Origin of the sequence: Pseudomonas sp. MF5691 (assembly GCF_016405645.1) — a bacterium.
GTDB classification, from domain to species: Bacteria; Pseudomonadota; Gammaproteobacteria; order Pseudomonadales; family Pseudomonadaceae; genus Aquipseudomonas; species Aquipseudomonas shahriarae.
In genome coordinates this window covers 115,086-137,825 of the sequence record NZ_JAEKDC010000012.1, presented here as the reverse complement: position 1 = coordinate 137,825, position 22,740 = coordinate 115,086, and the positions used below count along the sequence as shown (strand labels likewise).

The 22,740-nt window shown below is 59.0% G+C and carries 20 protein-coding genes and 1 other RNA gene; 12 read left to right on the top strand and 9 right to left on the bottom strand.

Annotated features, from left to right (window positions below; translation table 11 throughout):
* Window positions 1-56 precede the first annotated feature (56 nt).
* The 4 genes from dapB to grpE form a co-directional block, all read right to left on the bottom strand.
* Entirely contained in the window at window positions 57-863 is an 807-nt protein-coding gene (gene dapB / locus JFT44_RS18195) for a 4-hydroxy-tetrahydrodipicolinate reductase (RefSeq protein ID WP_057440174.1), read from the bottom strand.
* Between the two features lie 10 nt (window positions 864-873).
* Window positions 874-1,998: a molecular chaperone DnaJ gene (gene dnaJ, locus JFT44_RS18190; RefSeq protein ID WP_198831002.1), complete on the bottom strand. Its 1,125-nt coding sequence runs from the start codon at window positions 1,996-1,998 to the stop codon at window positions 874-876.
* A 316-nt stretch (window positions 1,999-2,314) separates the two neighbouring features.
* Window positions 2,315-4,237, bottom strand: coding sequence for a molecular chaperone DnaK (dnaK, locus tag JFT44_RS18185; protein ID WP_057960662.1), 1,923 nt, complete (start codon window positions 4,235-4,237; stop codon window positions 2,315-2,317).
* Between the two features lie 103 nt (window positions 4,238-4,340).
* Window positions 4,341-4,910 (bottom strand): nucleotide exchange factor GrpE, encoded by a 570-nt coding sequence (grpE, locus tag JFT44_RS18180; protein WP_038445951.1) that lies wholly within the window; start codon window positions 4,908-4,910, stop codon window positions 4,341-4,343.
* A 232-nt stretch (window positions 4,911-5,142) separates the two neighbouring features.
* Here grpE and recN point away from each other — a divergent pair, with 232 nt between their 5' ends.
* Window positions 5,143-6,816 carry a DNA repair protein RecN gene (gene recN, locus JFT44_RS18175; RefSeq protein WP_128593140.1) on the top strand — a complete coding sequence of 558 codons (1,674 nt, stop codon included), beginning with the start codon at window positions 5,143-5,145 and terminating at the stop codon, window positions 6,814-6,816.
* Between the two features lie 96 nt (window positions 6,817-6,912).
* Here the strand turns inward: recN and fur are convergent, their stop codons facing one another.
* Window positions 6,913-7,317, bottom strand: coding sequence for a ferric iron uptake transcriptional regulator (gene fur / locus JFT44_RS18170; protein ID WP_010562662.1), 405 nt, complete (start codon window positions 7,315-7,317; stop codon window positions 6,913-6,915).
* 98 nt (window positions 7,318-7,415) lie between these two features.
* Here fur and JFT44_RS18165 point away from each other — a divergent pair, with 98 nt between their 5' ends.
* The gene (locus tag JFT44_RS18165) at window positions 7,416-7,943 is read left to right on the top strand and encodes an outer membrane protein assembly factor BamE (RefSeq protein WP_057960664.1); all 528 of its coding nucleotides are present in this window, start codon (window positions 7,416-7,418) and stop codon (window positions 7,941-7,943) included.
* 61 nt (window positions 7,944-8,004) lie between these two features.
* Here the strand turns inward: JFT44_RS18165 and JFT44_RS18160 are convergent, their stop codons facing one another.
* Together JFT44_RS18160 and JFT44_RS18155 are read right to left on the bottom strand one after the other, a co-directional pair.
* Entirely contained in the window at window positions 8,005-8,319 is a 315-nt protein-coding gene (locus JFT44_RS18160; RefSeq protein ID WP_057440178.1) for an RnfH family protein, read from the bottom strand.
* Window positions 8,312-8,746: a type II toxin-antitoxin system RatA family toxin gene (locus JFT44_RS18155; RefSeq protein ID WP_057440179.1), complete on the bottom strand. Its 435-nt coding sequence runs from the start codon at window positions 8,744-8,746 to the stop codon at window positions 8,312-8,314. The genes JFT44_RS18160 and JFT44_RS18155 overlap by 8 nt, the downstream gene beginning before the upstream one ends.
* Window positions 8,747-8,914: 168 nt before the next feature.
* Here JFT44_RS18155 and smpB point away from each other — a divergent pair, with 168 nt between their 5' ends.
* Complete coding sequence (gene smpB / locus JFT44_RS18150) at window positions 8,915-9,397, top strand: SsrA-binding protein SmpB (protein ID WP_029299012.1); 483 nt, start codon at window positions 8,915-8,917, stop codon at window positions 9,395-9,397.
* A gap of 66 nt (window positions 9,398-9,463) precedes the next feature.
* On the opposite strand, the gene JFT44_RS18145 is transcribed toward smpB, so the two are convergent.
* The gene (locus JFT44_RS18145; protein WP_057440180.1) at window positions 9,464-10,231 is read right to left on the bottom strand and encodes an FCD domain-containing protein; all 768 of its coding nucleotides are present in this window, start codon (window positions 10,229-10,231) and stop codon (window positions 9,464-9,466) included.
* A 259-nt stretch (window positions 10,232-10,490) separates the two neighbouring features.
* On the opposite strand from JFT44_RS18145, the gene JFT44_RS18140 reads away from it, so the two are divergent.
* From JFT44_RS18140 to JFT44_RS18100, 9 genes are all read left to right on the top strand, one after another.
* Window positions 10,491-12,185 carry a lactate permease LctP family transporter gene (locus JFT44_RS18140; protein ID WP_057440181.1) on the top strand — a complete coding sequence of 565 codons (1,695 nt, stop codon included), beginning with the start codon at window positions 10,491-10,493 and terminating at the stop codon, window positions 12,183-12,185.
* Between the two features lie 126 nt (window positions 12,186-12,311).
* Window positions 12,312-15,146 (top strand): FAD-binding and (Fe-S)-binding domain-containing protein, encoded by a 2,835-nt coding sequence (locus tag JFT44_RS18135; RefSeq protein WP_198831001.1) that lies wholly within the window; start codon window positions 12,312-12,314, stop codon window positions 15,144-15,146.
* Between the two features lie 101 nt (window positions 15,147-15,247).
* Window positions 15,248-15,532 (top strand): hypothetical protein, encoded by a 285-nt coding sequence (locus tag JFT44_RS18130; RefSeq protein ID WP_057440183.1) that lies wholly within the window; start codon window positions 15,248-15,250, stop codon window positions 15,530-15,532.
* Window positions 15,533-15,634: 102 nt separating this feature from the next.
* Window positions 15,635-16,028: a transfer-messenger RNA gene (gene ssrA, locus JFT44_RS18125) on the top strand.
* Between the two features lie 187 nt (window positions 16,029-16,215).
* Entirely contained in the window at window positions 16,216-17,472 is a 1,257-nt protein-coding gene (locus tag JFT44_RS18120; protein WP_070413367.1) for an integrase domain-containing protein, read from the top strand.
* Between the two features lie 1,030 nt (window positions 17,473-18,502).
* Window positions 18,503-19,903 (top strand): YfjI family protein, encoded by a 1,401-nt coding sequence (locus JFT44_RS18115; protein ID WP_198799049.1) that lies wholly within the window; start codon window positions 18,503-18,505, stop codon window positions 19,901-19,903.
* Window positions 19,887-20,246, top strand: a complete 360-nt coding sequence (locus JFT44_RS18110; protein ID WP_070413333.1) for a hypothetical protein — start codon at window positions 19,887-19,889, stop codon at window positions 20,244-20,246. The genes JFT44_RS18115 and JFT44_RS18110 overlap by 17 nt, the downstream gene beginning before the upstream one ends.
* Complete coding sequence (locus tag JFT44_RS18105; RefSeq protein ID WP_198799053.1) at window positions 20,224-21,204, top strand: integrase domain-containing protein; 981 nt, start codon at window positions 20,224-20,226, stop codon at window positions 21,202-21,204. The genes JFT44_RS18110 and JFT44_RS18105 overlap by 23 nt, the downstream gene beginning before the upstream one ends.
* Entirely contained in the window at window positions 21,201-21,527 is a 327-nt protein-coding gene (locus JFT44_RS18100) for a hypothetical protein (RefSeq protein ID WP_198799048.1), read from the top strand. Before JFT44_RS18105 ends, JFT44_RS18100 begins: the two co-directional genes overlap by 4 nt.
* Here JFT44_RS18100 and qatC read toward each other — a convergent pair.
* Complete coding sequence (qatC, locus tag JFT44_RS18095) at window positions 21,500-22,630, bottom strand: Qat anti-phage system QueC-like protein QatC (protein ID WP_233098386.1); 1,131 nt, start codon at window positions 22,628-22,630, stop codon at window positions 21,500-21,502. The two genes, JFT44_RS18100 and qatC, sit on opposite strands and share 28 nt — an antisense overlap.
* Window positions 22,631-22,740 lie beyond the last annotated feature (110 nt).

Genomic DNA, 22,740 nt, shown 5'->3' with positions numbered 1-22,740 from the left:
TTAGCGGGTAAAAACGGGGCCCTAGAGTAATCCTCCGGGCCCGTTTTTGCTACTGATTAACGCAGATCCAGCACGTCTTGCATGTCGTAGAGACCCGCTTCGCGACCCTCCAGCCACAATGCGGCACGCACCGCGCCCTTGGCGAAGGTCATGCGACTGGAAGCCTTATGGGTAATCTCCAGGCGTTCACCTTCGGCAGCAAACAGCACCGTATGGTCACCCACCACATCACCACCGCGCACAGTGGCAAAGCCAATGGTTTCACGCTCGCGCGCCCCGGTATGACCTTCGCGACCATACACCGCGACCTTCGACAGATCACGCCCCAAGGCATCGGCAATCACTTCGCCCATGCGCATGGCAGTGCCCGATGGCGCATCGACCTTGTGCCGGTGATGCGCCTCGATGATCTCGATATCCGCGTCATCACCCAACACCCTTGCCGCCATGTCGAGCAACTTCAGCGACAGGTTGACGCCCACACTGAAGTTGGCGGCAAACACGATAGGAATGTCCTTGCCTGCCGCGACGAGCAATTGCTTTTGCTCGGCATTCAGGCCCGTGGTACCGATAACCATGGCTTTGCCCGCCTTGCGGCAGAACGCCAGGTTTTTCAGCATCACTTCGGGCAGGGTGAAGTCGATCAATACATCGAACTCATCAGCCACCTGCTCCAGGCTGCCGGACAATGACACACCGATCCGCCCCAGGGAGGCCAGCTCGCCAACATCGGCGCCAATCAGCGTACTGCCGGGGCGTACGATCGCCGCAGTCAGCCCCGACAGGGGCGAGCGCTGCTGCACCGCCTCCACCAGATTCTTGCCCATACGCCCGGCGGCGCCCATCACTGCTATACGTCGCATATCCACGTCCTTACAGGTCGCCGAAGAAGCGCTTCACGCCTTCGAACCAGCCAGCGGTCTTGGGCGAATGGGAGCCATCACCGGCCAGCGAACCGCGCAGCTCTTCGAGCAACTCACGCTGACGACGATCCAGGTTGACCGGCGTCTCGACAGCCACACGGCACACCAAGTCGCCCGCACCACCGCCGCGCACCGGCGCTACACCTTTGCCACGGATCCGGAACTGCTTGCCGGTCTGAGTACCCTCGGGGATCTTCAGCTTGACCCGCCCTTCGAGGGTCGGAATCTCCAACTCGCCACCCAGGGCCGCATCGACAAAACTGATCGGCACTTCGCAGAACAGGTGCTTGCCGTCACGCTGGAAGATCGCGTGCTCGCGCACATTGATCACCACGTACAGGTCGCCCGTCGGACCACCCTGCGCGCCGGCCTCGCCCTCGCCCGACAAACGGATACGGTCGCCAGTATCAACACCCGCCGGCACTTTCACCGACAGGGTCTTGTACTCTTCGACGCGCCCTTCGCCGTGGCAGGAATCGCACGGATCGGAAATGATCTTGCCCTGGCCATGGCAGCGCGGGCAGGTTTGCTGCACCGAGAAGAAACCCTGCTGCATGCGCACCTGGCCAATACCGCCACAGGTCGGGCAGGTGATCGGCGAGGAGCCTTTCTTGGCGCCCGAACCGTCACACGGCTTGCAATTGACCAGCGTCGGCACGCGGATATTGACGCTGGTGCCGCGTACGGCCTCTTCCAGATTCAGTTCCAGGGTGTAGCGCAAGTCGCTGCCACGCTGGGCACCGCCACGCTGACCACCACGACCGCCGCCGAAGAAGTCGCTGAATACATCGCCGAAGATATCGGAGAAGTTCTGCCCGCCAAAGCCAGCCCCGCCGCCGCCCATGCTTGGATCGACACCGGCATGGCCATACTGGTCGTAGGCTGCACGCTTGTTCGGATCACACAGGCATTCGTAGGCCTCATTGGCCTCTTTAAACAATTCTTCGGATTCTTTGTTATCCGGATTACGGTCCGGGTGGTGCTTCATCGCCAGGCGACGGTAAGCCTTCTTCAGGTCCGCCTCGCTGGAACCGCGCTCCACACCCAATACTTCGTAATAGTCACGCTTTGCCATAAGTCTTTGCACTCTTAAGGACGTCCGGCAAAACCCTCCTGAGCCTGCCAAACTCGTTGAGCCCCAATACAGGCCCGGACCCAACTCACGTCAAATTCAACGATCCTGGTCTTTACTGCTTTCAGCCGAGACCCAGCCAAAAACGCGGTGTCTGTCGATCGCAAAGCAGGAGCATTCCCGATCACACCGCCAACATCCGAACCTTGTCGCATGCTGTAAAAATTCGCGTACCCCAGACACGCCAACGCGGGAGCAAGCTCCCGCGCGGCGACATCCTACCAGTCACCGCTTGATAGCGGTCAACCGGGCGACCAAGTTACTTCTTCTGGTCTTCTTTTACTTCTTCGAACTCGGCATCGACAACGTCGTCGTGCTTGGCTTCAGGTTCTGCCTGTTGCGCAGCACCGTCACCTTGCGGAGCCTGCTCGGCGTACATCTTCTGAGCGACCGGCGCGGAGACTTTCGACAGCTCCTCAACCTTGGCCTCGATGGTGGCCTTGTCGTCGCCTTTAACAGCGGCTTCCAGGGCAACCACGGCGGCTTCGATTGCGGTCTTCTCTTCAGCAGTCACTTTGTCGCCAGCATCCGCGATCATTTTGCGAGTCGAGTGAACCAGTGCATCACCCTGGTTGCGGGCAGCGGCCAGTTCTTCGAACTTGCGATCTTCCTCGGCGTTCTTTTCAGCATCGTTGATCATCTGCTGAATTTCTTCCTCGGACAGACCGGAGTTGGCCTTGATCACGATCGACTGAGTCTTGCCAGTAGCCTTGTCCTTGGCGCCTACGTGCAGAATGCCGTTGGCGTCGATGTCGAAGGTCACTTCAATTTGTGGCACGCCACGTGGAGCGGGTGGAATCTCGGCCAGGTCGAACTTGCCCAGGGACTTGTTCTGTGCAGCCTGCTTACGCTCACCTTGCAGCACGTGAATGGTCACGGCGCCCTGGTTGTCATCGGCAGTCGAGAACACTTGCGATTTCTTGGTAGGAATCGTGGTGTTTTTCTCGATCAGCGCGGTCATCACGCCACCCATGGTTTCAATACCCAGAGTCAGCGGGCTGACGTCCAGCAGCAGCACGTCTTTCACGTCGCCGGCCAGTACCGCACCCTGGATGGCAGCACCCATGGCAACGGCTTCGTCCGGGTTCACGTCTTTACGCGCTTCTTTACCGAAGAACTCGGTGACCTTCTGCTGTACCAGCGGCATACGGGTCTGACCGCCAACCAGGATCACGTCGTTGATCGAGCCAACGTCGATACCCGAATCTTTCAGGGCGATGCGGCAAGGTTCGATAGTGCGCTGAACCAGGTCTTCAACCAGCGATTCCAGCTTGGCGCGCGAGATCTTCACGTTCAAGTGCTTAGGACCGGTGGCATCTGCAGTGATGTACGGCAGGTTCACGTCGGTCGAATTGCTCGAAGACAGTTCGATCTTGGCTTTTTCAGCAGCTTCTTTCAGGCGCTGCATCGCCAGCGGGTCACCTTTGAGGTTCATGCCGCTTTCTTTCTTGAATTCGTCAACGAGGTAGTCGATCAGACGAATGTCAAAGTCTTCGCCGCCCAGGAACGTGTCACCGTTGGTCGCCAACACTTCGAACTGGTGCTCGCCATCGACTTCAGCGATTTCGATCACGGAAACGTCGAAAGTACCGCCACCCAGGTCATAAACGATCACGGTGTGGTCGCCCTTGGCCTTGTCCATGCCGTAAGCCAGAGCGGCCGCGGTAGGTTCGTTGATGATACGTTTTACGTCCAGGCCCGCGATGCGGCCGGCGTCTTTGGTCGCCTGGCGCTGGCTGTCGTTGAAGTAGGCCGGAACGGTGATCACCGCTTCAGTCACTGCTTCACCGAGGTAGTCTTCGGCAGTCTTCTTCATCTTTTTCAAGATTTCAGCCGAGATTTGCGGTGGCGACATTTTCTGGCCGTTCACTTCAACCCAGGCGTCACCGTTGTCAGCCTTGGCGATTTTGTACGGCACCATCTTGATGTCTTTCTGTACGACTTCTTCGTCGAACTTACGACCGATCAAACGCTTCACCGCGTACAAGGTGTTATGCGGATTGGTCACAGCCTGACGCTTGGCGGACTGGCCTACCAGGATCTCGCCGTCGTTGGCGTAAGCCACGATGGACGGAGTGGTACGCGCGCCTTCTGCGTTTTCAATAACCTTGGATACGCCGTTTTCCAGCACGGAGACGCAGGAGTTGGTAGTCCCCAGGTCGATACCGATAATTTTGCCCATGATTCACTCTCCCGAAACTTTGGATTTGGTTGCCGCAGCAGTGGTGGCTAACTGCGGTAGCACTTAAACGCTTGACTTATAAATGGGGTCGTTACGAACGATTTCAAGCCTGCTCGTCAATCGACGGCGAAACCGGTGCGGGAGCCTTGCTCACCACCACCATCGCCGGGCGCAACAGGCGACCATTGAGCTGGTAGCCCTTCTGGAACACCTTCAACACGCTATTAGGCTCAAGGTCAGCATTTTCCTGCATGGCCATGGCCTGGTGATGCTCCGCGTTGAACGGCTCGCCGCCTTGCGGATCGATTGCTTCCAGCTGATAACGCTTCAGGGTGTCCTGGAACATTTTCAGGGTCAGTTCGATCCCTTCGCGCATGGCACGGATGTTTTCGTCGTCCGGACTGGACAGCTCCAGGCCACGCTCCAGGCTGTCGATGATCGGCAACAGATCACCGGCAAACTTCTCCAGCGCAAACTTGTGGGCTTTCTCTACATCCTGCTCGGCGCGGCGGCGGACGTTCTGCAGATCGGCAGCAACACGCAAAGCCTGATCCTGAGCGCCTGCCAGTTGCTCTTCGAGCACTTGCACACGAGCCGCCAGGTCTTCACCCGCTGCCTGCGAGGCCTGGTTGGCGTCTGGGTTTTGCGTATCCAGCGTCTGTTCGTCAGCCATAGTTTTCTCCTTTCGAAATCCTGCGCGAACTCAACTCGCGCTTCTGTTCCGGTATATGGGGCCACAATTTCCAGGTTCAAGGGCGGACATACCCCGACTCACACTTTCCCGCACATTCCACATAGAGCTAAAAAAACCCTTTATCCAAGCAAATTGAGCTAAGTCGCAGGATTGTCAGCGCCAAACAAAACACTGTATAAATAACCAGACCTAAAGCCTGGGAGCGGCCACTATGCTGGTTCACCTGTCCGTACATAACTACGCCATCGTTGAGCATCTGGATCTTGAACTGGATCGCGGGATGAGCGTAATCACAGGCGAAACCGGCGCCGGCAAGTCGATCATGCTCGACGCCCTGGGCCTGACCCTGGGTGATCGCGCCGACAGCGGCGTGGTTCGCCCCGGTGCAGACAAGGCCGATATTCTGGCGACCTTTGACCTGGCAGATATTCCGGAAGCCAGCGCCTGGCTCGCCGAGCGCGACCTTGACAGCGATAGCCCGTGCATTCTGCGCCGGGTGATTACCGCCGAAGGCCGCTCGCGGGGCTACATCAATGGCACGCCCTGCCCCCTCGGCGACTTGAAAGCCCTCGGTGAGCTGCTCATCGACATCCACAGCCAGCACGAACATCAATCCCTGCTGAAAACCGATACCCATCGTCGACTGCTGGATGAATACGCCGGCGCCACCGACCTCGCCCGCCAGGTGCAATTGGCCGCACAACGCTGGCGCCAGACCCGCCTGGAACTGGAGCGCCTATCCAATTCCGGCGACGAGCAACGCGCCCGCCACCAACTCCTCAGCTATCAGCTGGAAGAACTGGAAAGTCTGGGCCTGGGCGAAACCGAGCTGGAACAACTGGAGCAGGAGCACAAGAACCTGACCAATGCCGAAACCCTGCTGGGCATCTGCCGCCAGGTTGTCGAGCAATGCAGCGAAAGTGACTCCGGCAATGTACTGAACGCACTGACGGCAAGCCTTAACCGCCTGTCGAGCGTAAACAGTGGCTCTGGCTCCCTGAATGAAGCCACTACCCTGCTGACCAGTGCGCAGATCCAGGTCGAAGAGGCCGTTGGTGAACTGAACCGCTTCCTTGACCACTTCGATGCTGACCCGGCCCGCCTGCAAGAGATCGAAGAGCGCCTCGACACTATTTATACCCTGGCGCGCAAACATCGGATCCAGCCGACCGAAGTGGCGGCCATGCAGCAAAAGCTGCTGGACGAGATCGAAACCCTGAATGCCAATGATGAATCCATCGAGCGCCTGGGCGATGAACTGGCTTCCTTTGCCCGTCATTACCAGGAAAAGGCCCGGGAACTGAGCGACCTGCGGCACCAGGCCGCGACCGGACTGGCCTGCGCCGTTGAGCAGGAGATCCAACGCCTGGGCATGCCGGGCGGACGCTTTACCATCGAGTTGCACGCCAACAGTGGCAACGAACTACAGCCCAACGGCCTGGAACAGGTCGAATTGCTGGTAAGCGCCAACCCGGGCCAACCCCTGAAGGCTCTGGCCAAAGTCGCCTCAGGCGGTGAACTGTCACGGATCAGCCTGGCAATCCAGGTTATTACCGCCCAGACCTCGCGCGTACCGACCCTGGTCTTCGACGAAGTGGACGTGGGGATTGGCGGGCCGACCGCTGAAATTGTCGGCCAATTGTTGCGCCGCCTGGGTGAACGCGGACAAGTGCTGACCGTTACCCACTTGCCCCAAGTTGCAGCCCAAGGGCATCAACATCTATTTGTGCACAAGGTACGGGGCAGCGACGCGACACATACCGCCGTGTCCAAGCTGAACAAGACCGAACGGGTGGAAGAAGTCGCGCGCATGCTTGGCGGCATCGACCTGACCAAGGAGTCCCTGGCCCACGCGAAGAAAATGGTGGTAACGGCGAAGGTTTGAATCCTTTTTTATCGGATTTTCTCTGGCGGCAGATAGCATGAAGGCGACCCTAGGGTCGCCTTCGATCGTTGCGCAGAGCGAATCTGCAGCGCTTTTTTACTTTTTCTTACGGATGTACAACACAAGATTGTGGTCAACCAAATCGAATCCATGCTCCTCAGCGATTTCGTGCTGAAGCTTTTCGATCGCCGGGCTGGTGAACTCAATAACCTCATTGGTATCCAGGTCAACCATGTGATCGTGATGACCACCGTCAGCCAATTCAAACACCGCATGACCGCCGTCGAAATTATGACGAACCACCAGCCCTGCGGCTTCGAACTGGGTCAGTACACGGTAAACCGTGGCCAGGCCGACGTCCTCGTTAGACTCCATCAGCGCCTTGTAAACATCCTCGGCACTCATGTGGCGCTGCTCGGCGGAATCGAGCATTTGTAGAATCTTGACTCGTGGCAGAGTCACTTTAAGACCGGCTTTGCGTAGTTCGCTATTTTCAACCATGGTTAGCTTTCTCGCGGATGCTGCTTCGCAGCTTCTCTTAATACGGGTATGATCGGCGTTTACGTTGTCCCAGCCAAGATAGTGGAAGTCGCCCACCGATGCAAAACACCAAGCTCTTGCTAACCAGTTTCACCCTTGTGGGACTGCTCGCACTCGCCGGTTGTTCATTCCCCGGGGTTTACAAAATCGACATCCAGCAGGGCAATGTCGTCACGCAGGACATGATAGACCAGTTACGCCCGGGAATGACCCGACGGCAAGTACGGTTTATTATGGGCAATCCCCTGCTGACCGACACATTCCATGCCGATCGCTGGGATTATCTCTATAGCCTGCAGCCTGGAGGCGGAGAGCGCCAACAGGAGCGCGTCAGTGTCATCTTTAATGGCAACGACCAACTGGTCAGCCTTTCCGGCGACTTCATGCCCGGCGTAAGCCGTGATGAAGCCCTGTTGGGCAAGGACAGCGGGACCAGCGTCACTGCGCCAGCGCAGAATGCTGAAAAACCCAAGTCCGAGGTGCCGGCCAAGCCTGGCTCCTTGCTGGATACCATCCAGAAAGACATCGACAGCGTGGAAACCGTTCCGGTGCCAACGCCAGAACCTCTGGATACAGCCCCGCAATAATTTGTATCGCTCAACAAAAAGCCCGGCATGCCGGGCTTTTTGTTGCCTGCTATTTCACAGGTTATGGATTTTGCCGCCGGGCTTCAGCCGCTTTAGCTGCTCGCAAGCGCCTGACCTCTTTGGGATCCGCCAGCAAGGGGCGATAAATCTCGATGCGATCGCCAACCTGGACATTACGGGTTTCAGCGTCGGCCACAACCTTGCCGAAAATCCCCAAGGGGCAAGCGGCGATATCCAGCTCGGGAAACTGTGCCGCAATGCCCGACGCCAGCACCGCAGCCCTCAGGCTCGTACCCGGCGCAACCGCCAGGCTCAACAACCGTTGCCGGTCTACCGCAGCGTAGACCACCTCAATTTCGATCAACGACTCAGCCATGCAGTTGCTTGGCCCGCTGGCAAAACGCATCCACCAGGGTATTCGCCGCCTGATTGAACAGCGGCCCCAAGGTCGCCCGCACAATGGAGCCCGCGTAATCAAACGTCAGGTCCAGGCTGATCTTGCATGCCTTCTCTCCCAGCGGCTTGAACACCCAGACGCCGTGCAGTTGAGTGAACGGCCCTTCTTCCAGATTCATCTCAATCGACTGACCGGGAACCAGCACATTACTCGTCACAAACTTCTGACCAAGCCCGCCCTTGGATACCTCCAGGCTCGCGCGCATATGCTCATCGCTGCTCTCCAGCACCGTGGATGAGGAGCACCAGGGCAGGAAATCCGGGTAGCTCGCCACGTCATTGACCAGGTCATAGAGCGCTTGCGCCGGGTAAGGCAGCAGGGCCGAGCGTTGAATATGCGTCGTCATGGGAGCGTTATTTCCGAAGCTGAGCGGCAAACATCGCGAAAAGACTGCCCGATTCGCGAGAGAAAAAAACCAGAAAACTGGCGGTATTGTCCGGGATTCATCCAACACGCTCAAGCACGCAGGTTGACCGTAGCCGACACGCTCGCAACTGCCTATAATGCCGCCCCTATGGCTAAACAAAAGAAACACCCAACAGGGACCATCGCGCAGAACAAAAAGGCGCGACACGATTACTTCATCGAACATCGGTTCGAAGCTGGTCTGGTCCTGGCCGGCTGGGAAGTAAAAAGTCTGCGCGCCAGCAAGTTGCAACTGGTCGACAGTTACGTGCTGCTCAAGGATGGCGAGGCCTGGCTGCTCGGCAGTCATATCACGCCGTTGATGACCGCCAGTACCCACGTTATTGCCGACCCGGTGCGCACACGCAAGCTGCTGCTCAATGCCCGCGAACTGGAAAAGCTCGCTGCTGCGGTCCAGCAGAAGGGTTATGCCTGCGTCTGCCTGTCGTGGTACTGGAGCAAGCACCTGGTCAAGTGCGAGATCGCACTGGGCAAGGGCAAGAAGGAATACGACAAGCGTGATACCGAGCGCGAACGCGACTCCAATCGGGAATTGCAGCGCGCCGTACGCAACAAGGGCAAGGAAGACTGATCTTCCCCGCCTCTTGAAGCGAGCCGATGTGGCCAGGGAGCCTGCTCCCTGCGCCGCAATTGCAGGCTATATCCCCTTGCGCCGCTCTGCCCGAGCCATACGCTGCACTTCCTGACGCACCTCTTCCAACACTTCCTGCACGTACAGCAGGTGACGTGTTGAGACCTCGCGCGCCTGTTCCGCCCGCCCCTCGATAATCGCCAGATACAAATCCCGATGCTGGTTGATCAGCATATCCCGGGTTTCGGTGCGTTGCTGGTACATGCCGCCGATATTGGTCACCACGTTACGCTTGAGCAAATCAAACAAGCCCCGGATGGTGTGCAGCAATACCGCGTTATGGCTGGCTTCGGCGATAGCCAAGTGAAACCTGGCGTCGGCCGCGCCTTCCTCAATGCGACTCACCTCATCATCCCGTGCATAGCAATCCTGCAAGGCGTCAAAGGCGGCAGTCAGCCGTTCGCGATCCACTTCCGTGGCACGCAAGGCGGCGTAATAAGCGCAAGACGCTTCAAGCGTCTGACGAAATTCCAACAGATCACGCTGGGCTTCGGGGTTGCTTTCCAGCAGATGCAACAATGGATCGCTGAAGGTTGAACCCAGCGTCTCCACCACATAATTGCCGCCGCCCTGGCGACTGACCAGCAGCCCCTTGGCCGCCAGCTTCTGGATCGCCTCGCGCAATGACGGACGCGACACACCGAACTGTTCAGCCAGTGCGCGCTCGGCTGGCAATCGCTCACCCGACTTCAACGTGCCCTCAAGGATCATCCCCTCAAGCTGCTCGACAATATCGTCGGACAAACGGCGCTGACGCACCTGATCAAACGCCATAACTGACTCTCCACGATCCCGGCCACTCGCCGGGCCCTCTATTCTGGCCTATTGCGGCGGCGTCGGCACCTATCAGAACCCCTTTGATTGCACCGATCAGACCCCGCCCCGTCGACATACGACCAAAGTTTCTCAAGCGGCAAATTGACACGCCACCCCGAAGGCTCTTAACCTAGCCCACAGCGATTGTAAATTGGTCTTACCAATTATCCAAATCAGCTGAGCATGCATGACCAACAACAATTAGGGGCCACCCCATATGCAAACCTGGCAACAGCTCTACAGCCCACTCGGCAGCCTTGGCCTGTCCGCACTGGCCGCCGTTATCCCGATCATATTTTTCTTCCTGGCCCTGGCGGTGTTTCGCCTTAAAGGCCATGTTGCCGGGAGCATCACCCTGGCGCTGTCGATCCTGGTGGCGATATTTGCCTTCCAGATGCCGGTCGATATGGCATTCGCCGCTGCCGGCTATGGCTTTGCCTACGGCCTGTGGCCAATCGCCTGGATCATCGTCGCCGCGGTATTCCTCTACAAACTGACGGTCAAGAGTGGCCAGTTCGAAGTGATCCGCAGCTCGGTGCTGTCGATTACCGATGACCAGCGCCTGCAAGTGCTGCTGATCGGCTTCTGCTTCGGCGCATTCCTGGAAGGTGCCGCCGGTTTCGGCGCACCCGTGGCGATTACGGCCGCGCTGCTGGTCGGCCTGGGGTTCAACCCACTGTACGCCGCCGGCCTGTGCCTGATTGCCAACACCGCGCCAGTGGCGTTCGGCGCCCTGGGGATCCCGATCATCGTGGCCGGCCAGGTCACCGGCATCGACGCCTTCAAGATCGGCGCCATGACCGGCCGCCAGCTGCCGCTGCTGTCGCTGTTCGTGCCGTTCTGGCTGGTGTTCATGATGGACGGCCTGCGCGGCGTCAAGGAAACCTGGCCTGCGGCACTGGTGGCCGGCTTGAGCTTTGCCATCACCCAGTACTTCACCTCCAACTTCATCGGCCCGGAACTGCCGGATATCACCTCGGCCCTGGCCAGCCTGATCTCCCTGACCCTGTTCCTGAAAGTCTGGCAGCCCAAGCGTACAGCGGGCGCACAGATTGCTGGCGCCACCTCCAGCGTTTCGGTTACCGGCAGCGTCGGCGGTTTCGGCCAGCCGCGCACTTCCGTGGCTTCGCCTTACAGCCTGATGGAGATTTTCAAAGCCTGGTCGCCGTTCCTGATCCTGACCGTGCTGGTGACCATCTGGACCCTCAAGCCGTTCAAGGCAATGTTCGCCGCCGGCGGCTCGATGTACAGCTGGGTGTTCAATTTTGCGATTCCGCACCTGGACCAGATGGTGATCAAGGTTGCACCCATCGTCACCAACGCGACGGCCATTCCAGCGGTGTTCAAGCTGGACCCGATTTCCGCCACCGGCACGGCGATTTTCTTCTCCGCACTGATCTCCATGCTGGTGCTGAAGATCAATTTCAAAACTGGTCTGACCACTTTGAAAGAGACCTTCTACGAGTTGCGCTGGCCGATCCTGTCCATCGGCATGGTGCTGGCGTTCGCATTCGTGACCAACTACTCCGGGATGTCTTCGACCATGGCTCTGGTGTTGGCCGGCACCGGCGCGGCATTCCCGTTCTTCTCGCCGTTCCTCGGCTGGCTGGGTGTGTTCCTCACGGGTTCCGATACCTCGTCCAACGCCCTGTTCAGCTCCCTGCAAGCCACCACCGCACACCAGATCGGCGTCAGCGACACCCTGCTGGTAGCGGCAAACACCAGCGGCGGCGTAACCGGCAAGATGATCTCGCCACAGTCGATCGCCGTGGCCTGTGCCGCGACCGGCCTGGTCGGCAAGGAATCCGACCTGTTCCGCTTTACCCTCAAGCACAGCCTGTTTTTCGCCACGATTGTCGGCCTGATCACCTACGCCCAGGCGTACTGGTTCACCGGCATGCTGGTGCATTAAGACCACAGGCAATACCGTAAGAACCGACGCCGCAACCGCTTTGCGGCGTCAGCTATTCACAACCCAGTCTGCAGGACCGTGGCGCCAAGGCTCCCCAGACTGGGTGCTGCTGACCCTGGAGGCCCCATGAGTCTGCCCATCGCGTTCCTGGATGCCGTCGCACGACTGATCCCGAAAGATCGACGCTTCGACGATCCTCTTTCCACCCTGGCTTTCGGCACCGACGCCAGTTTTTACCGACTGATCCCACAACTGGTGGTGCGCGTCGAATCGGAAGATGAAGTGGTCGAGTTGCTGCAACTGGCGCAACGTGACCGCGTACCAGTGACCTTTCGCGCAGCCGGCACCAGCCTCTCCGGCCAGGCCATCAGCGATTCAGTGCTGATTGTGCTCGGCGATAACTGGAACGGGCGTGAGATTCGTGGCCAGGGTACGCAAATCCGCCTGCAGCCCGGCGTCATTGGGGCCCAGGCCAACGCCTGGCTTGCGCCGTTCGGGCGTAAGATCGGTCCGGATCCAGCGTCAATCAACGCCTGCAAGATCGGTGGGATTGTCGCCAACAATGCCAGCGGCATGTGCTGCGGCACCGCCCAGAACACCTACCACACCCTGGCCGGGATTCGCCTGGTGCTGGCCGACGGTAGCCGCCTCGATACCGAGGACGCCACCAGCGTCGCGGCGTTCCGCCAACAACACAGCCAGTTGCTTGAGCGCCTGGCCACCCTGGGCCGCGAGACCCGGGCCAATCCTGAATTGGCGGCAAAAATTCGCCATAAATACCGTCTGAAAAACACCACCGGGCTGTCACTCAATGCCCTGGTGGATTTCGACGAGCCACTGGATATCCTCAGCCATCTGCTGGTGGGTTCCGAAGGCACCCTGGGCTTTATCAGCGCAGTGACCTACGACACCGTCATTGATCACCCGAGCAAAGCTTCGGCGCTGATCGTATTCCCGGATGTAGAAACCTGCTGCAACGCCGTAACCGTGCTGAAAACCCAGCCGGTGTCAGCGGTTGAGCTGCTGGACCGACGCAGCATGCGCTCGGTGCAGGACAAACCCGGCATGCCCGCTTTCGTACAACAACTATCGGAAAGTGCCTGCGCGCTATTGATCGAATCCCGCGCCGCCTCGTCCACATTGCTGCATGAGCAACTGGCGCTGATCATGGCCTCGCTGGCCGACTTCCCGGTCGAGAAGCAAGTCGACTTCACCGAAGACCCGTTGGAAAACGCACGCCTGTGGGCGATCCGCAAGGACACCTTCCCCGCCGTCGGCGCCGTACGCAAGACCGGCACCACGGTAATCATCGAAGACGTGACCTTCCCGGTGGAGCAACTGGCCATTGGTGTGAACCGTTTGATCGAGCTGTTCGACAAACATCACTACGACGAAGCCATCCTTTTCGGACACGCCCTGGAAGGCAATCTGCACTTTGTGTTCACCCAAGGCTTCAACAGCGCCGAAGAAGTCACACGCTATCAAGCGTTCATGGATGACGTGGCACAACTGGTGGCCGTGGAGTTCGGCGGCTCGCTGAAAGCCGAGCACGGCACCGGGCGCAATATGGCGCCCTTCGTCGAACTGGAATGGGGCAGCGATGCCTATCAGTTGATGTGGCAACTCAAGCGCCTGCTCGATCCCAACGGCATTCTCAACCCGGACGTGGTGCTCAGCGAAGATCCGCAAATCCACCTTAAAAACCTCAAGCCCCTGCCCGCCGCCGATGAGATTGTGGATAAGTGCATCGAGTGCGGTTTCTGCGAGCCGGTATGCCCCTCCAAGGGCCTGACCCTGAGCCCGCGCCAACGCATCGTGATCTGGCGTGATATCCAGGCGCGCAAACGCGCCGGCATCGACACCACCGAGCTGGAAGCGGCGTATCACTATCAAGGCATCGACACCTGTGCCGCCACCGGGCTGTGCGCCCAGCGCTGCCCGGTAGGCATCAATACCGGCGACCTGGTGAAAAAACTGCGCAGCCGTGAAGCAGGCAGTACGAAAACCGCCGAGTGGCTGGCCAGCCATTTCTCCACCGCACTGCAAGGCGCACGCTTCACCCTGCATGTGGCCAACGGCGCCCGCATGCTACTGGGCGCGCCACGCCTGGCGAAACTTTCGGCCTCCATGACCAAGCTGTCCAAGGGGCAAATCCCGCAGTGGACCAGCGCCATGCCACAGCCGGAAAAAGCCATCCGCTTCAGCCCCGCCGTCAACGATGAACGCCCACGGGTGGTCTACCTCGCGGCCTGTGTATCGCGGGCAATGGGGCCGGCGGCCGGGGACAAAGAGCAAATGTCGCTGTACGACAAAACCCGCGGCCTGCTGGAAAAAGCCGGTTACCAGGTGGTCATCCCGGACAACCCGGACAGCCTCTGCTGCGGCCAGCCCTTCGCCTCCAAAGGCTACGCCGAACAGGCCGAACACAAACGCCAGGAACTGATCGGCGCCCTGCTCCACGCCAGCCGTGGCGGTCTCGACCCGATCTACTGCGACACCAGCCCCTGCACCCTGCGCCTGGTCCAGGACCTGGGGCAAACGCGCCTGGACCTCTACGACCCGGTGCGGTTTATCCGCACCCACCTGATGGACCGCCTGGACTTCACCCCCCAGGATGCACCGATTGCCGTGCATGTGACCTGCAGCACCCAACACCTGGGCGAAAGCCAGGCCCTGATCGACCTGGCCCGGCGTTGCAGCAACAACGTGGTAATCCCCGAAGGCATTCACTGCTGCGGGTTTGCCGGCGACAAAGGCTTCACCACGCCGGAACTCAACGCCCACTCCCTGCGCTCCCTCAAGGACGCCGTGCAGTACTGCAGCGAAGGCATCTCCACCAGCCGCACCTGTGAGATCGGTCTGACCCAGCATGGTGGGATTGATTACCACGGCCTGGTCTACCTGGTTGATCGGGTGACCCAGGCCCGCGCAATAAAAACGAACCCCTGCGAACTGGCGTAGTCACTTGCTTAAGCCCCGGGCAACCGGGGCCGACCCATGACCTCGCCGGCTGCCCGCACGTACCGCGCAGCATCGAGACCTCTTTGCACAAGGAGATACCCATGAAGCGTTCCGTACTGGCTGGTGTATTCGTTACCGCTGCGATGCTGGCCTCCCCCGTGTTTGCCGCAGGCAACGAAGCAGATCTGTGCCAGATCAACCTGGATAAAATCAACAACGGCAAAGCACTGCTCGCCACGGACACCAGTGGCAAAAGCGGCGAGATCGACACGGCCGTCTCCCAAGCCAAAGCAGCCCACGCGGCCGGTGATGAGAAGAAGTGTATCGAGATCACCTCCAAAGCCCTGCAAGACCTGCAGAACCTGGACAAAGGCGGCAACCCATAACCCGCCAACCGCTCAAGGCCAACCTTTCGGGTTGGCCTTCTGTGACCGTTTGACGTACACTGCGCAGGCTTGTCGCTCACGATCACATCGAGCAACAAGCACGGGGCCGTTTAGGATTCGACGCCGGTTGCGAACCTTTAGGTGCATGCCGAGTTGGTAACAGAACTCGTAAATCCACTGTTGCAACTTTCTATAGTTGCCAATGACGAAACCTACGGGGAATACGCTCTCGCTGCGTAAGCAGCCTTAGCCCTTCCCTCCTGGTACCTTCGGGTCCAGCAATCACCAGGGGATGTCTGTAAACCCAAAGTGATTGTCATATAGAACAGAATCGCCGTGCAGTACGTTGTGGACGAAGCGGCTAAAACTTACACAACTCGCCCAAAGCACCCTGCCCTTCGGGTCGCTGAGGGTTAACTTAATAGAAACGGCTACGCATGTAGTACCGACAGCAGAGTACTGGCGGACGGGGGTTCAAATCCCCCCGGCTCCACCACTTGATCAACTAAAGACGTCCAAGGACGTCTTTTTTTGTGCCTGAAATCCAGTAAATACAGGGGTTTAGCGGCTATAGAGATCTCTAGAGCTTTTTGGAGTTCTAGCAATTTTGGTATTCCAAATGGTATTCCAAGCCATCTGGTGCTATTTTTTGGAATACCAAAATGGTGTCAGAGGTAGCTCTCATGCCTGCTCTAGCCCTTCGCCTCTCCGACCGCCAGCTCAAGGCAGTCAAGGCAAAAGACAAGGATTACGTCCTCAGCGATGGTGATGGCCTTCAGCTCCGAGTCAGGAGCAATGGCTCGATGCTGTGGAACTTCAACTACCGCGAGCCGGTAACCAAAAACCGTATCAATATGGGGCTGGGCACGTACCCAGAACTCTCACTAGCGAACGCCAGGAAAAAAGTGGTGGAAGCGCGCGAGCTGCTTGCACAAGGTATTGATCCCAAGGTGCAACGCAATGCACAGGACGAAGCCAAACGAGCGGAGACGGAACATACGTTCGAGAACGTGGCCACCGCCTGGTTCGAGCTGAAGAAGGACTCCGTCACGCCGGCGTACGCCGAAGACATTTGGCGATCGCTCACGCTGCACGTATTTCCAGACCTGAAAACAACGCCGCTCTCAAAAATTACCGCACCGATGGTCATCGAACTGCTTCGCCCGATTGAGGCCAAAGGCAGTCTCGAGACAGTGAAGCGACTGAGCCAACGGCTCAACGAAATCATGACCTATGGGGTCAATTCAGGACTGATCTTTGCGAACCCCCTCAGTGGCATTCGGGCGGTGTTCAAAAAACCCAGGAAAGAGAACATGGCCGCGCTACGACCTGACGAGCTTCCGGAGCTCATGATGGAAATCGCGAATGCCAGCATCAAGCGAGTCACGCGCTGTCTGATCGAATGGCAGTTGCACACGATGACCCGCCCTGTCGAGGCAGCCACCACTCGGTGGGCAGACATCGATTTCGACAAACGCATTTGGACCATCCCACCAGAGCGCATGAAAAAGCGTCGCCCGCATACCATTCCGCTGACTGAACAGGCACTCGCGTTACTGGAGACACTCAAGACCCATAGCGGCCACAGAGAATACGTGTTCCCGGCAGATAGAAACCCGCGTACCCACGCTAATAGCCAGACCGCCAACATGGCGTTGAAACGCATGGGCTTTCAGGACCGCTTGGTCAGCCACGGCATGCGCTCCATGGCCAGCACCATCCTGAACGAGCATGGGTGGGATCCGGAGCTCATCGAAGTCGCACTGGCGCATGTCGACAAGGATGAAGTCCGTAGTGCCTACAACCGGGCGGACTACATCGAACGCCGGCGTCCGATGATGGCCTGGTGGAGTGAGTATATCCAGAAGGCGGCCACCGGCAGCCTGTCGGCATCTGCGATCAATCAAACCAGGGACCACAACGTCGTGCCGATACGGTGAGCGCTCACCGGACGCTGCCGGTAACCGAGAATGACTCCCGGATGGAGTGATGGTTGATTTGGCGACAGTGGCGACACCGGCGACAACCCGTGTAATGCCTGGCCTGCAGCATGGCGACAAAAGTGGCGACTGTCGCCGTTGCAATCCTCGCTCTTGGAGCTTTTTCGGCCAAGCCCATGCAGGCGGGAAGGCTCCGCATTCCCACCTGCATGGGCTCACATTAAAACCCGACGAACGACCACCCGACCATGGAAAACCACCGGCCTCCAAGGTCTTCCAGCGCTACCGATTGGCGCAACAGTGCCCCCAAAATGCTGTTGACCGCGAGCAGAACGAGCGTTACACCAGAGCCTTACAAGCGCTGTCCTCGACAGCACCCAGGTAGCCAGAACCTTTGAGTCTACGCCACACCGTGGTGGTTCACCCCCAAGTGCGATTAGCGTCCGGCAGCTCGTACGGTCACTACCCATGTGATGGATGCCTACTTCTAGCAGAGTGCCTACTGCGGCAACTCATCCCCCTACCCAGCTGTCCTGCAGCAACTTATCCGCTTGGCCATTTCTTGCGCCAACCTTGCGCCCGTCTCTTTCTCTCGAAAGAGACGGGCGCATCTCACACTGCTGCAGCCCGGCTCGCATGGGGCTTTGCGGCTTTCCACCTCGTGACAATCGGCGTGACAAACACCGAATGCTCACTCGCCACAGCGATGCCGATGATGGTGCCGCAGCCCAAGGAATGGACTGCACCTGACTGACAGTCAGGCATGCCCCGGTCATCGCATCACTGCCTTCACCCGACTCTGGATCTCGCGGCATTGGTCTCGTCAGCCAGCGCAGCCTCCACCCGCCCACGTCTTCGGAAGTGTTCAGGAGGCCAGATCATGAGATGCCCAAGCTCCCGGTCGTAAAGAGCCGCCAGTCCCGCGTCAGTGGACAACCCTCACAGGTCGCAGGGGCCTTGATCCCTGATAACACTCAACAACCGTGGCGGGATGAGTGAGGACGAAGTCGATAATCTCAGGAGAATAGCGATGCAACTGTGCGAAGCGTTCGAGCCACCACAACCATTGCTGGAATACCAGCAGGCGCCACTGCCCTACCCGGTCGAAGCACTCGGGGACCTGTTGGGCCCTGCGGTCGAACGACTGGCCGAGGTGATCGGCGTGCCCAGCGCCATGGCTGCACAATCGGTGCTTGCCAGCGCTGCCCTGGTGAGCCAGGGCCATGCCAATGCCCAACTCGATGGCCGAACCTATCCGCTGTCCCTCTACCTACTGACGGTGGCGTCCTCGGGTGATCGCAAAAGCGCAGTGGATCACCTGGCACTGAAGGCGGCGCGCGACTGGGAACGACAGCAGTGGACCCTGTATGCGGAAAAGCTCAAAGCCTATCGCGCCGCTACCAGCATCATGGCCAAGCCCAAAACCTCAACGGATCGCGCTGAGTCGAAAGACGGTGAGCTGTCCGAGCCGGTACCGCCGAGACTGATCATTGCCGAGCCCACTATCGAGGCCCTGGTCAAAAGCCTGTGCCATGGCTTACCCAGCATGGGTTTGTTCAATGATGAAGGTGGCCAATTCTTGGGCAGCAGCACCATGAGCAAAGAGAATCTGCTCAAGGCAATCACCACCTTGTCGATGCTGTGGGATGGCAGCCCGATCGACAGGGCCCGCTCCATGGCCGGAGAAAGCCTTCGGGCCTATGATCGCCGCCTCAGCCTGCATCTGATGCTGCAGCCCTACCTGGCCAACCAGATTTTCAAAGATCCGGTGATCAATGGCCAAGGCATCCTGGGCCGTTGCCTGATCAGTTGGCCCGAGCGCCTGGCCGGCCAGCGGCTCTACAAGGCAATCGACCTGACCCGAGATCCCAAAGTCCAGCGCTACCAACAGCAGATCACCGCCCTGCTGCAACAGCCCTGGTCGCTTCACCAGGATGGCTCACTCAATCCCGCCACGCTGGAGCTGACTCCCCGTGCCCGTCGTGCCTGGATTGATATTCACGACACCATCGAGTGCCAGTCTGGCGAGTTCGGCGAGCTTGCCGGCGTCCAGCCTGTCGCGAGCAAGGCCGCGGCGAATGTACTGCGTATCGCGGGCGTGTTGGCCATGGTTGAAGAGGCCAGTATGTTGGAGGAAGCACACATCCAGCGTGCCTCCACGCTGATGGATTACTACCTGGCCGAGATTCAGCGCCTGACCGAACAGGAACCGGTCAATAGCCGACGCGAGGAATCGGATCGGCTGCTGCGCTGGCTGGTGCAGAAAGGCTGGACCCACTTCACCGTCCGCGACGTCAATCGTAACGGTCCTCGTTTTGCCCGAAAAAGTGCTGACCATACCGCCTCTTTATTCGTCGAGTTGATCACTCATCGCTGGCTGAGCAGCCGCGATGGAAGAACCTTCGAGGTCCGTCATGTTCCGCCTCAATGACGCGGTGCGCCGCTACCAAGCGCAACATCAACCGCCGCCAGAATCGCGACGTGTCGCCGCTTCTGTCGCCACCCTGTCGCCACGCCCCAGGCCAGAAACGACGCGGGTTGTCGCCACTGTCGCCGCTGTCGCCACACCACCACTTGATCCTGCCTACCTCGTCCTGCTGATGGAACAACTGCGTGAGGAAGGGGCACTGCTGCTGCACTACAAAAATGCCCTCCTGATCCGCCCGACACACTGGCAGCAGCTGGACCGGCTCAGCCTCCACTGGAAAGCCCTGCTGCTCTTTCTGCAAACCAACGAAAACGGTGATGACGATGGCACTGGCCGGTCGGCGTGAGGGTCGCAACTTTGGCTATGGTCGTCAGCTGAGCTACGCCGGCCCACAAGCGCTCAAGGATCTGTTTGCCGGCGGCCACTTCGCCACGGTCAAAGCGCACAGTGACCGCTGGCAAGCGTTCGTGCGTTGGTGTCGGTCAGAGAATGGCCCCGGTTACAACGATGCACGCCAGATCGATCGACAGACGCTGCAAGACTACGCTGCTTACCTGCGCCAGCAGATCCAGCAAGGCGAACTCTGCATCGCGACTGCGCAGAACCGCCTGAGTAGCGTTAACCGCACCCTCGCCGCGCTGCGCGGTGATCAGGACGTGAGGATCGCCAGTCCGAGCCAGGCGTTAGGACGGCAGCGCTCGAGCGTACGCACCCGCGCGCCGGATGGCCAAGACCACCAACAGCTGCGGCGAGTACTCGAGGCGCTTGGCGAACAGCAACACGAGCGGGTGGCCGCGATTGTCCTGTTGGCCCGAGCAACCGGCATGCGCTTGCGCGAAGCGATCCTGGCTGACCTGCCACGTTTGCACCGCGAAGCCGAACACTTAGGCCGCATCAACATCCAGGACGGCACCAAAGGCGGCCGCTCAGGGGCTTCAGCGCCGCGATGGATCGTGGCCAATGAAGCGGTGAGGGCGGCGCTGCAGTTGGCTCGTCATGCGTCGCCGCCCCGCAGCCGCAACTTGCTGGCCCGAGACGAAAGCTACGCCGTGTTCCTGCAACAGACCGTACTCCCCGCCCGCGAAACGCTGCATGAACACGGGCTGAAGGGTTTCCATGAACTGCGAGCGGCCTACGCCTGCGAACGTTACGAGCAGCTCACGGGCCACACTGCACCGGTCAATGGTGGCCACTGCTACCACATTGACCGCGACCTTGATCAACAGGCGCGGCAACAGATCAGCCTTGAACTCGGGCATAACCGGATCGATGTGGTTTCGGCCTACATTGGAGGTCGGGCATGACCAAGCACTTCGATATGGCGCTGTTTCTGAGCGGCGTACTGACCGGCTCGAAGGCCACCCAGCAACGCCACATGCGGCAAGCCCGAATCATGCAAGCGGCCATTCAACAGCGATGGAAGCGAGACAATCCGTGGACCTGGCAACTCAAACATGTGTGCTGGTTTCTCACTCATTGCTTGGAGGAACGTTCCGAAGCTACCCGGTACTATTATCGGCTCACCGCCCTATTGGTCTGGAAGCGATTAGGGAACGGCCAGAAAATTTCTGATATGGCACCTCAAGATTACAGCTCCCTTCAGAGCAAACCAAGAGACCATAGGTAGTTTCTAACCTCTCCCATGCCTCTGCTGGCCACATCTACTAAATAATCACGAGACTGGCGGTGGAGTGGAAGCGGGCCGGATTGACGCACCCATTTCGCGACATCTTCTGCAGGCAATCTGCGGGCCGCCAGGATCATGGCCATCAAATCATCTCTGGCATTCGCATCCCGAACTACTGAAGTCAGATCCGCTCCTCTGGCATGGTACGCGGTGCCGTCCGTCATTCCGGCAGCGTGGAACGAGGCGCGTCGGATGACGCACGGGACGCACTTACCACACTGCTGGTGTGTCCGTTTCCACTTACCACACGATACCGTTTCCGATGCCAGGACCCTCAAGCTCGCTTGATCTAAGCACCCAGAAAGCATCTCTCCCTTCGTCTGAAGCGCGTACGGATTCTCGACTCGTACAGGCAGGCCGACCGTATCCAGGATTTTTTGGAATAGGCCCAAAAAATGTGGGTGCGTCGTCCTAGTACTCAACGCGCCAATGCGTCGAGCAGTCATTGGAGGGTTCAGCGCAATGAGCCCGTTCTCGGGAACGAAAAGTTCTACTGGTGTGCCAGTGACTCGTAGCTGCGCGAGTGTGGCCCCAACCAGTGCACCATAGGCGAGGAAATTGAAGCTTCGAGTGCGCATCTGCACATCGGTTTTTCTCCCAGTCAAGGACACCGGATTTGCCACCGCAGCGAATCTTGAGACCTCCACCGGTAGATGATCCCGAACCATGATTTGCTTTTCCGAGTCACCTCGATATGCATGACTTATCAACAATGGGCGCCTGTCCTCTGCTAATAAATTCAACGCTCCAATGCCGCTATCCATCCCCCCCGAGAACAAACTGACGCAATCGTGGCCGGCCATAACGGTGATGCGACCACGGTTCTGAGACGTGAGCTGTCTGGGTCCATCAGGCAATAGGATGATCTCCCAAAGATCGCCGCTTAAGAAATGCAGAGCCTTCTGTAAAAGCGGTATCGCGGGCTGCCAAAGTTGAGGATCAGCGATGGGGATGAATAAGCGAAGGTCCCGGGCCCAACCATCATCAGCTTCTGCTTTATCAACAAAAGTATCTGCGGCTGTTACGGCCATGGCTATGGTCAACAAATCGAACCCGGTTCTACTGACCGGAGCCCCCAAACGCCTCACTGCGGCGCGAACCGGCCCCCCTATAGAGCAAGTGCCCCGCGCCGGTGGGCGACTGCCGTACATCA

What these genes read in the sequence shown, in the direction of transcription:
- dapB (WP_057440174.1), bottom strand. Translation starts at nt 863, where the DNA reads ATGCGACGTATAGCAGTGATGGGCGCCGCCGGGCGTATGGGCAAGAAT.
- dnaJ (WP_198831002.1), bottom strand. Translation starts at nt 1,998, where the DNA reads ATGGCAAAGCGTGACTATTACGAAGTATTGGGTGTGGAGCGCGGTTCC.
- dnaK (WP_057960662.1), bottom strand. Translation starts at nt 4,237, where the DNA reads ATGGGCAAAATTATCGGTATCGACCTGGGGACTACCAACTCCTGCGTC.
- grpE (WP_038445951.1), bottom strand. Translation starts at nt 4,910, where the DNA reads ATGGCTGACGAACAGACGCTGGATACGCAAAACCCAGACGCCAACCAG.
- recN (WP_128593140.1), top strand. Translation starts at nt 5,143, where the DNA reads ATGCTGGTTCACCTGTCCGTACATAACTACGCCATCGTTGAGCATCTG.
- fur (WP_010562662.1), bottom strand. Translation starts at nt 7,317, where the DNA reads ATGGTTGAAAATAGCGAACTACGCAAAGCCGGTCTTAAAGTGACTCTG.
- JFT44_RS18165 (WP_057960664.1), top strand. Translation starts at nt 7,416, where the DNA reads ATGCAAAACACCAAGCTCTTGCTAACCAGTTTCACCCTTGTGGGACTG.
- JFT44_RS18160 (WP_057440178.1), bottom strand. Translation starts at nt 8,319, where the DNA reads ATGGCTGAGTCGTTGATCGAAATTGAGGTGGTCTACGCTGCGGTAGAC.
- JFT44_RS18155 (WP_057440179.1), bottom strand. Translation starts at nt 8,746, where the DNA reads ATGACGACGCATATTCAACGCTCGGCCCTGCTGCCTTACCCGGCGCAA.
- smpB (WP_029299012.1), top strand. Translation starts at nt 8,915, where the DNA reads ATGGCTAAACAAAAGAAACACCCAACAGGGACCATCGCGCAGAACAAA.
- JFT44_RS18145 (WP_057440180.1), bottom strand. Translation starts at nt 10,231, where the DNA reads ATGGCGTTTGATCAGGTGCGTCAGCGCCGTTTGTCCGACGATATTGTC.
- JFT44_RS18140 (WP_057440181.1), top strand. Translation starts at nt 10,491, where the DNA reads ATGCAAACCTGGCAACAGCTCTACAGCCCACTCGGCAGCCTTGGCCTG.
- JFT44_RS18135 (WP_198831001.1), top strand. Translation starts at nt 12,312, where the DNA reads ATGAGTCTGCCCATCGCGTTCCTGGATGCCGTCGCACGACTGATCCCG.
- JFT44_RS18130 (WP_057440183.1), top strand. Translation starts at nt 15,248, where the DNA reads ATGAAGCGTTCCGTACTGGCTGGTGTATTCGTTACCGCTGCGATGCTG.
- JFT44_RS18120 (WP_070413367.1), top strand. Translation starts at nt 16,216, where the DNA reads ATGCCTGCTCTAGCCCTTCGCCTCTCCGACCGCCAGCTCAAGGCAGTC.
- JFT44_RS18115 (WP_198799049.1), top strand. Translation starts at nt 18,503, where the DNA reads ATGCAACTGTGCGAAGCGTTCGAGCCACCACAACCATTGCTGGAATAC.
- JFT44_RS18110 (WP_070413333.1), top strand. Translation starts at nt 19,887, where the DNA reads ATGTTCCGCCTCAATGACGCGGTGCGCCGCTACCAAGCGCAACATCAA.
- JFT44_RS18105 (WP_198799053.1), top strand. Translation starts at nt 20,224, where the DNA reads ATGGCACTGGCCGGTCGGCGTGAGGGTCGCAACTTTGGCTATGGTCGT.
- JFT44_RS18100 (WP_198799048.1), top strand. Translation starts at nt 21,201, where the DNA reads ATGACCAAGCACTTCGATATGGCGCTGTTTCTGAGCGGCGTACTGACC.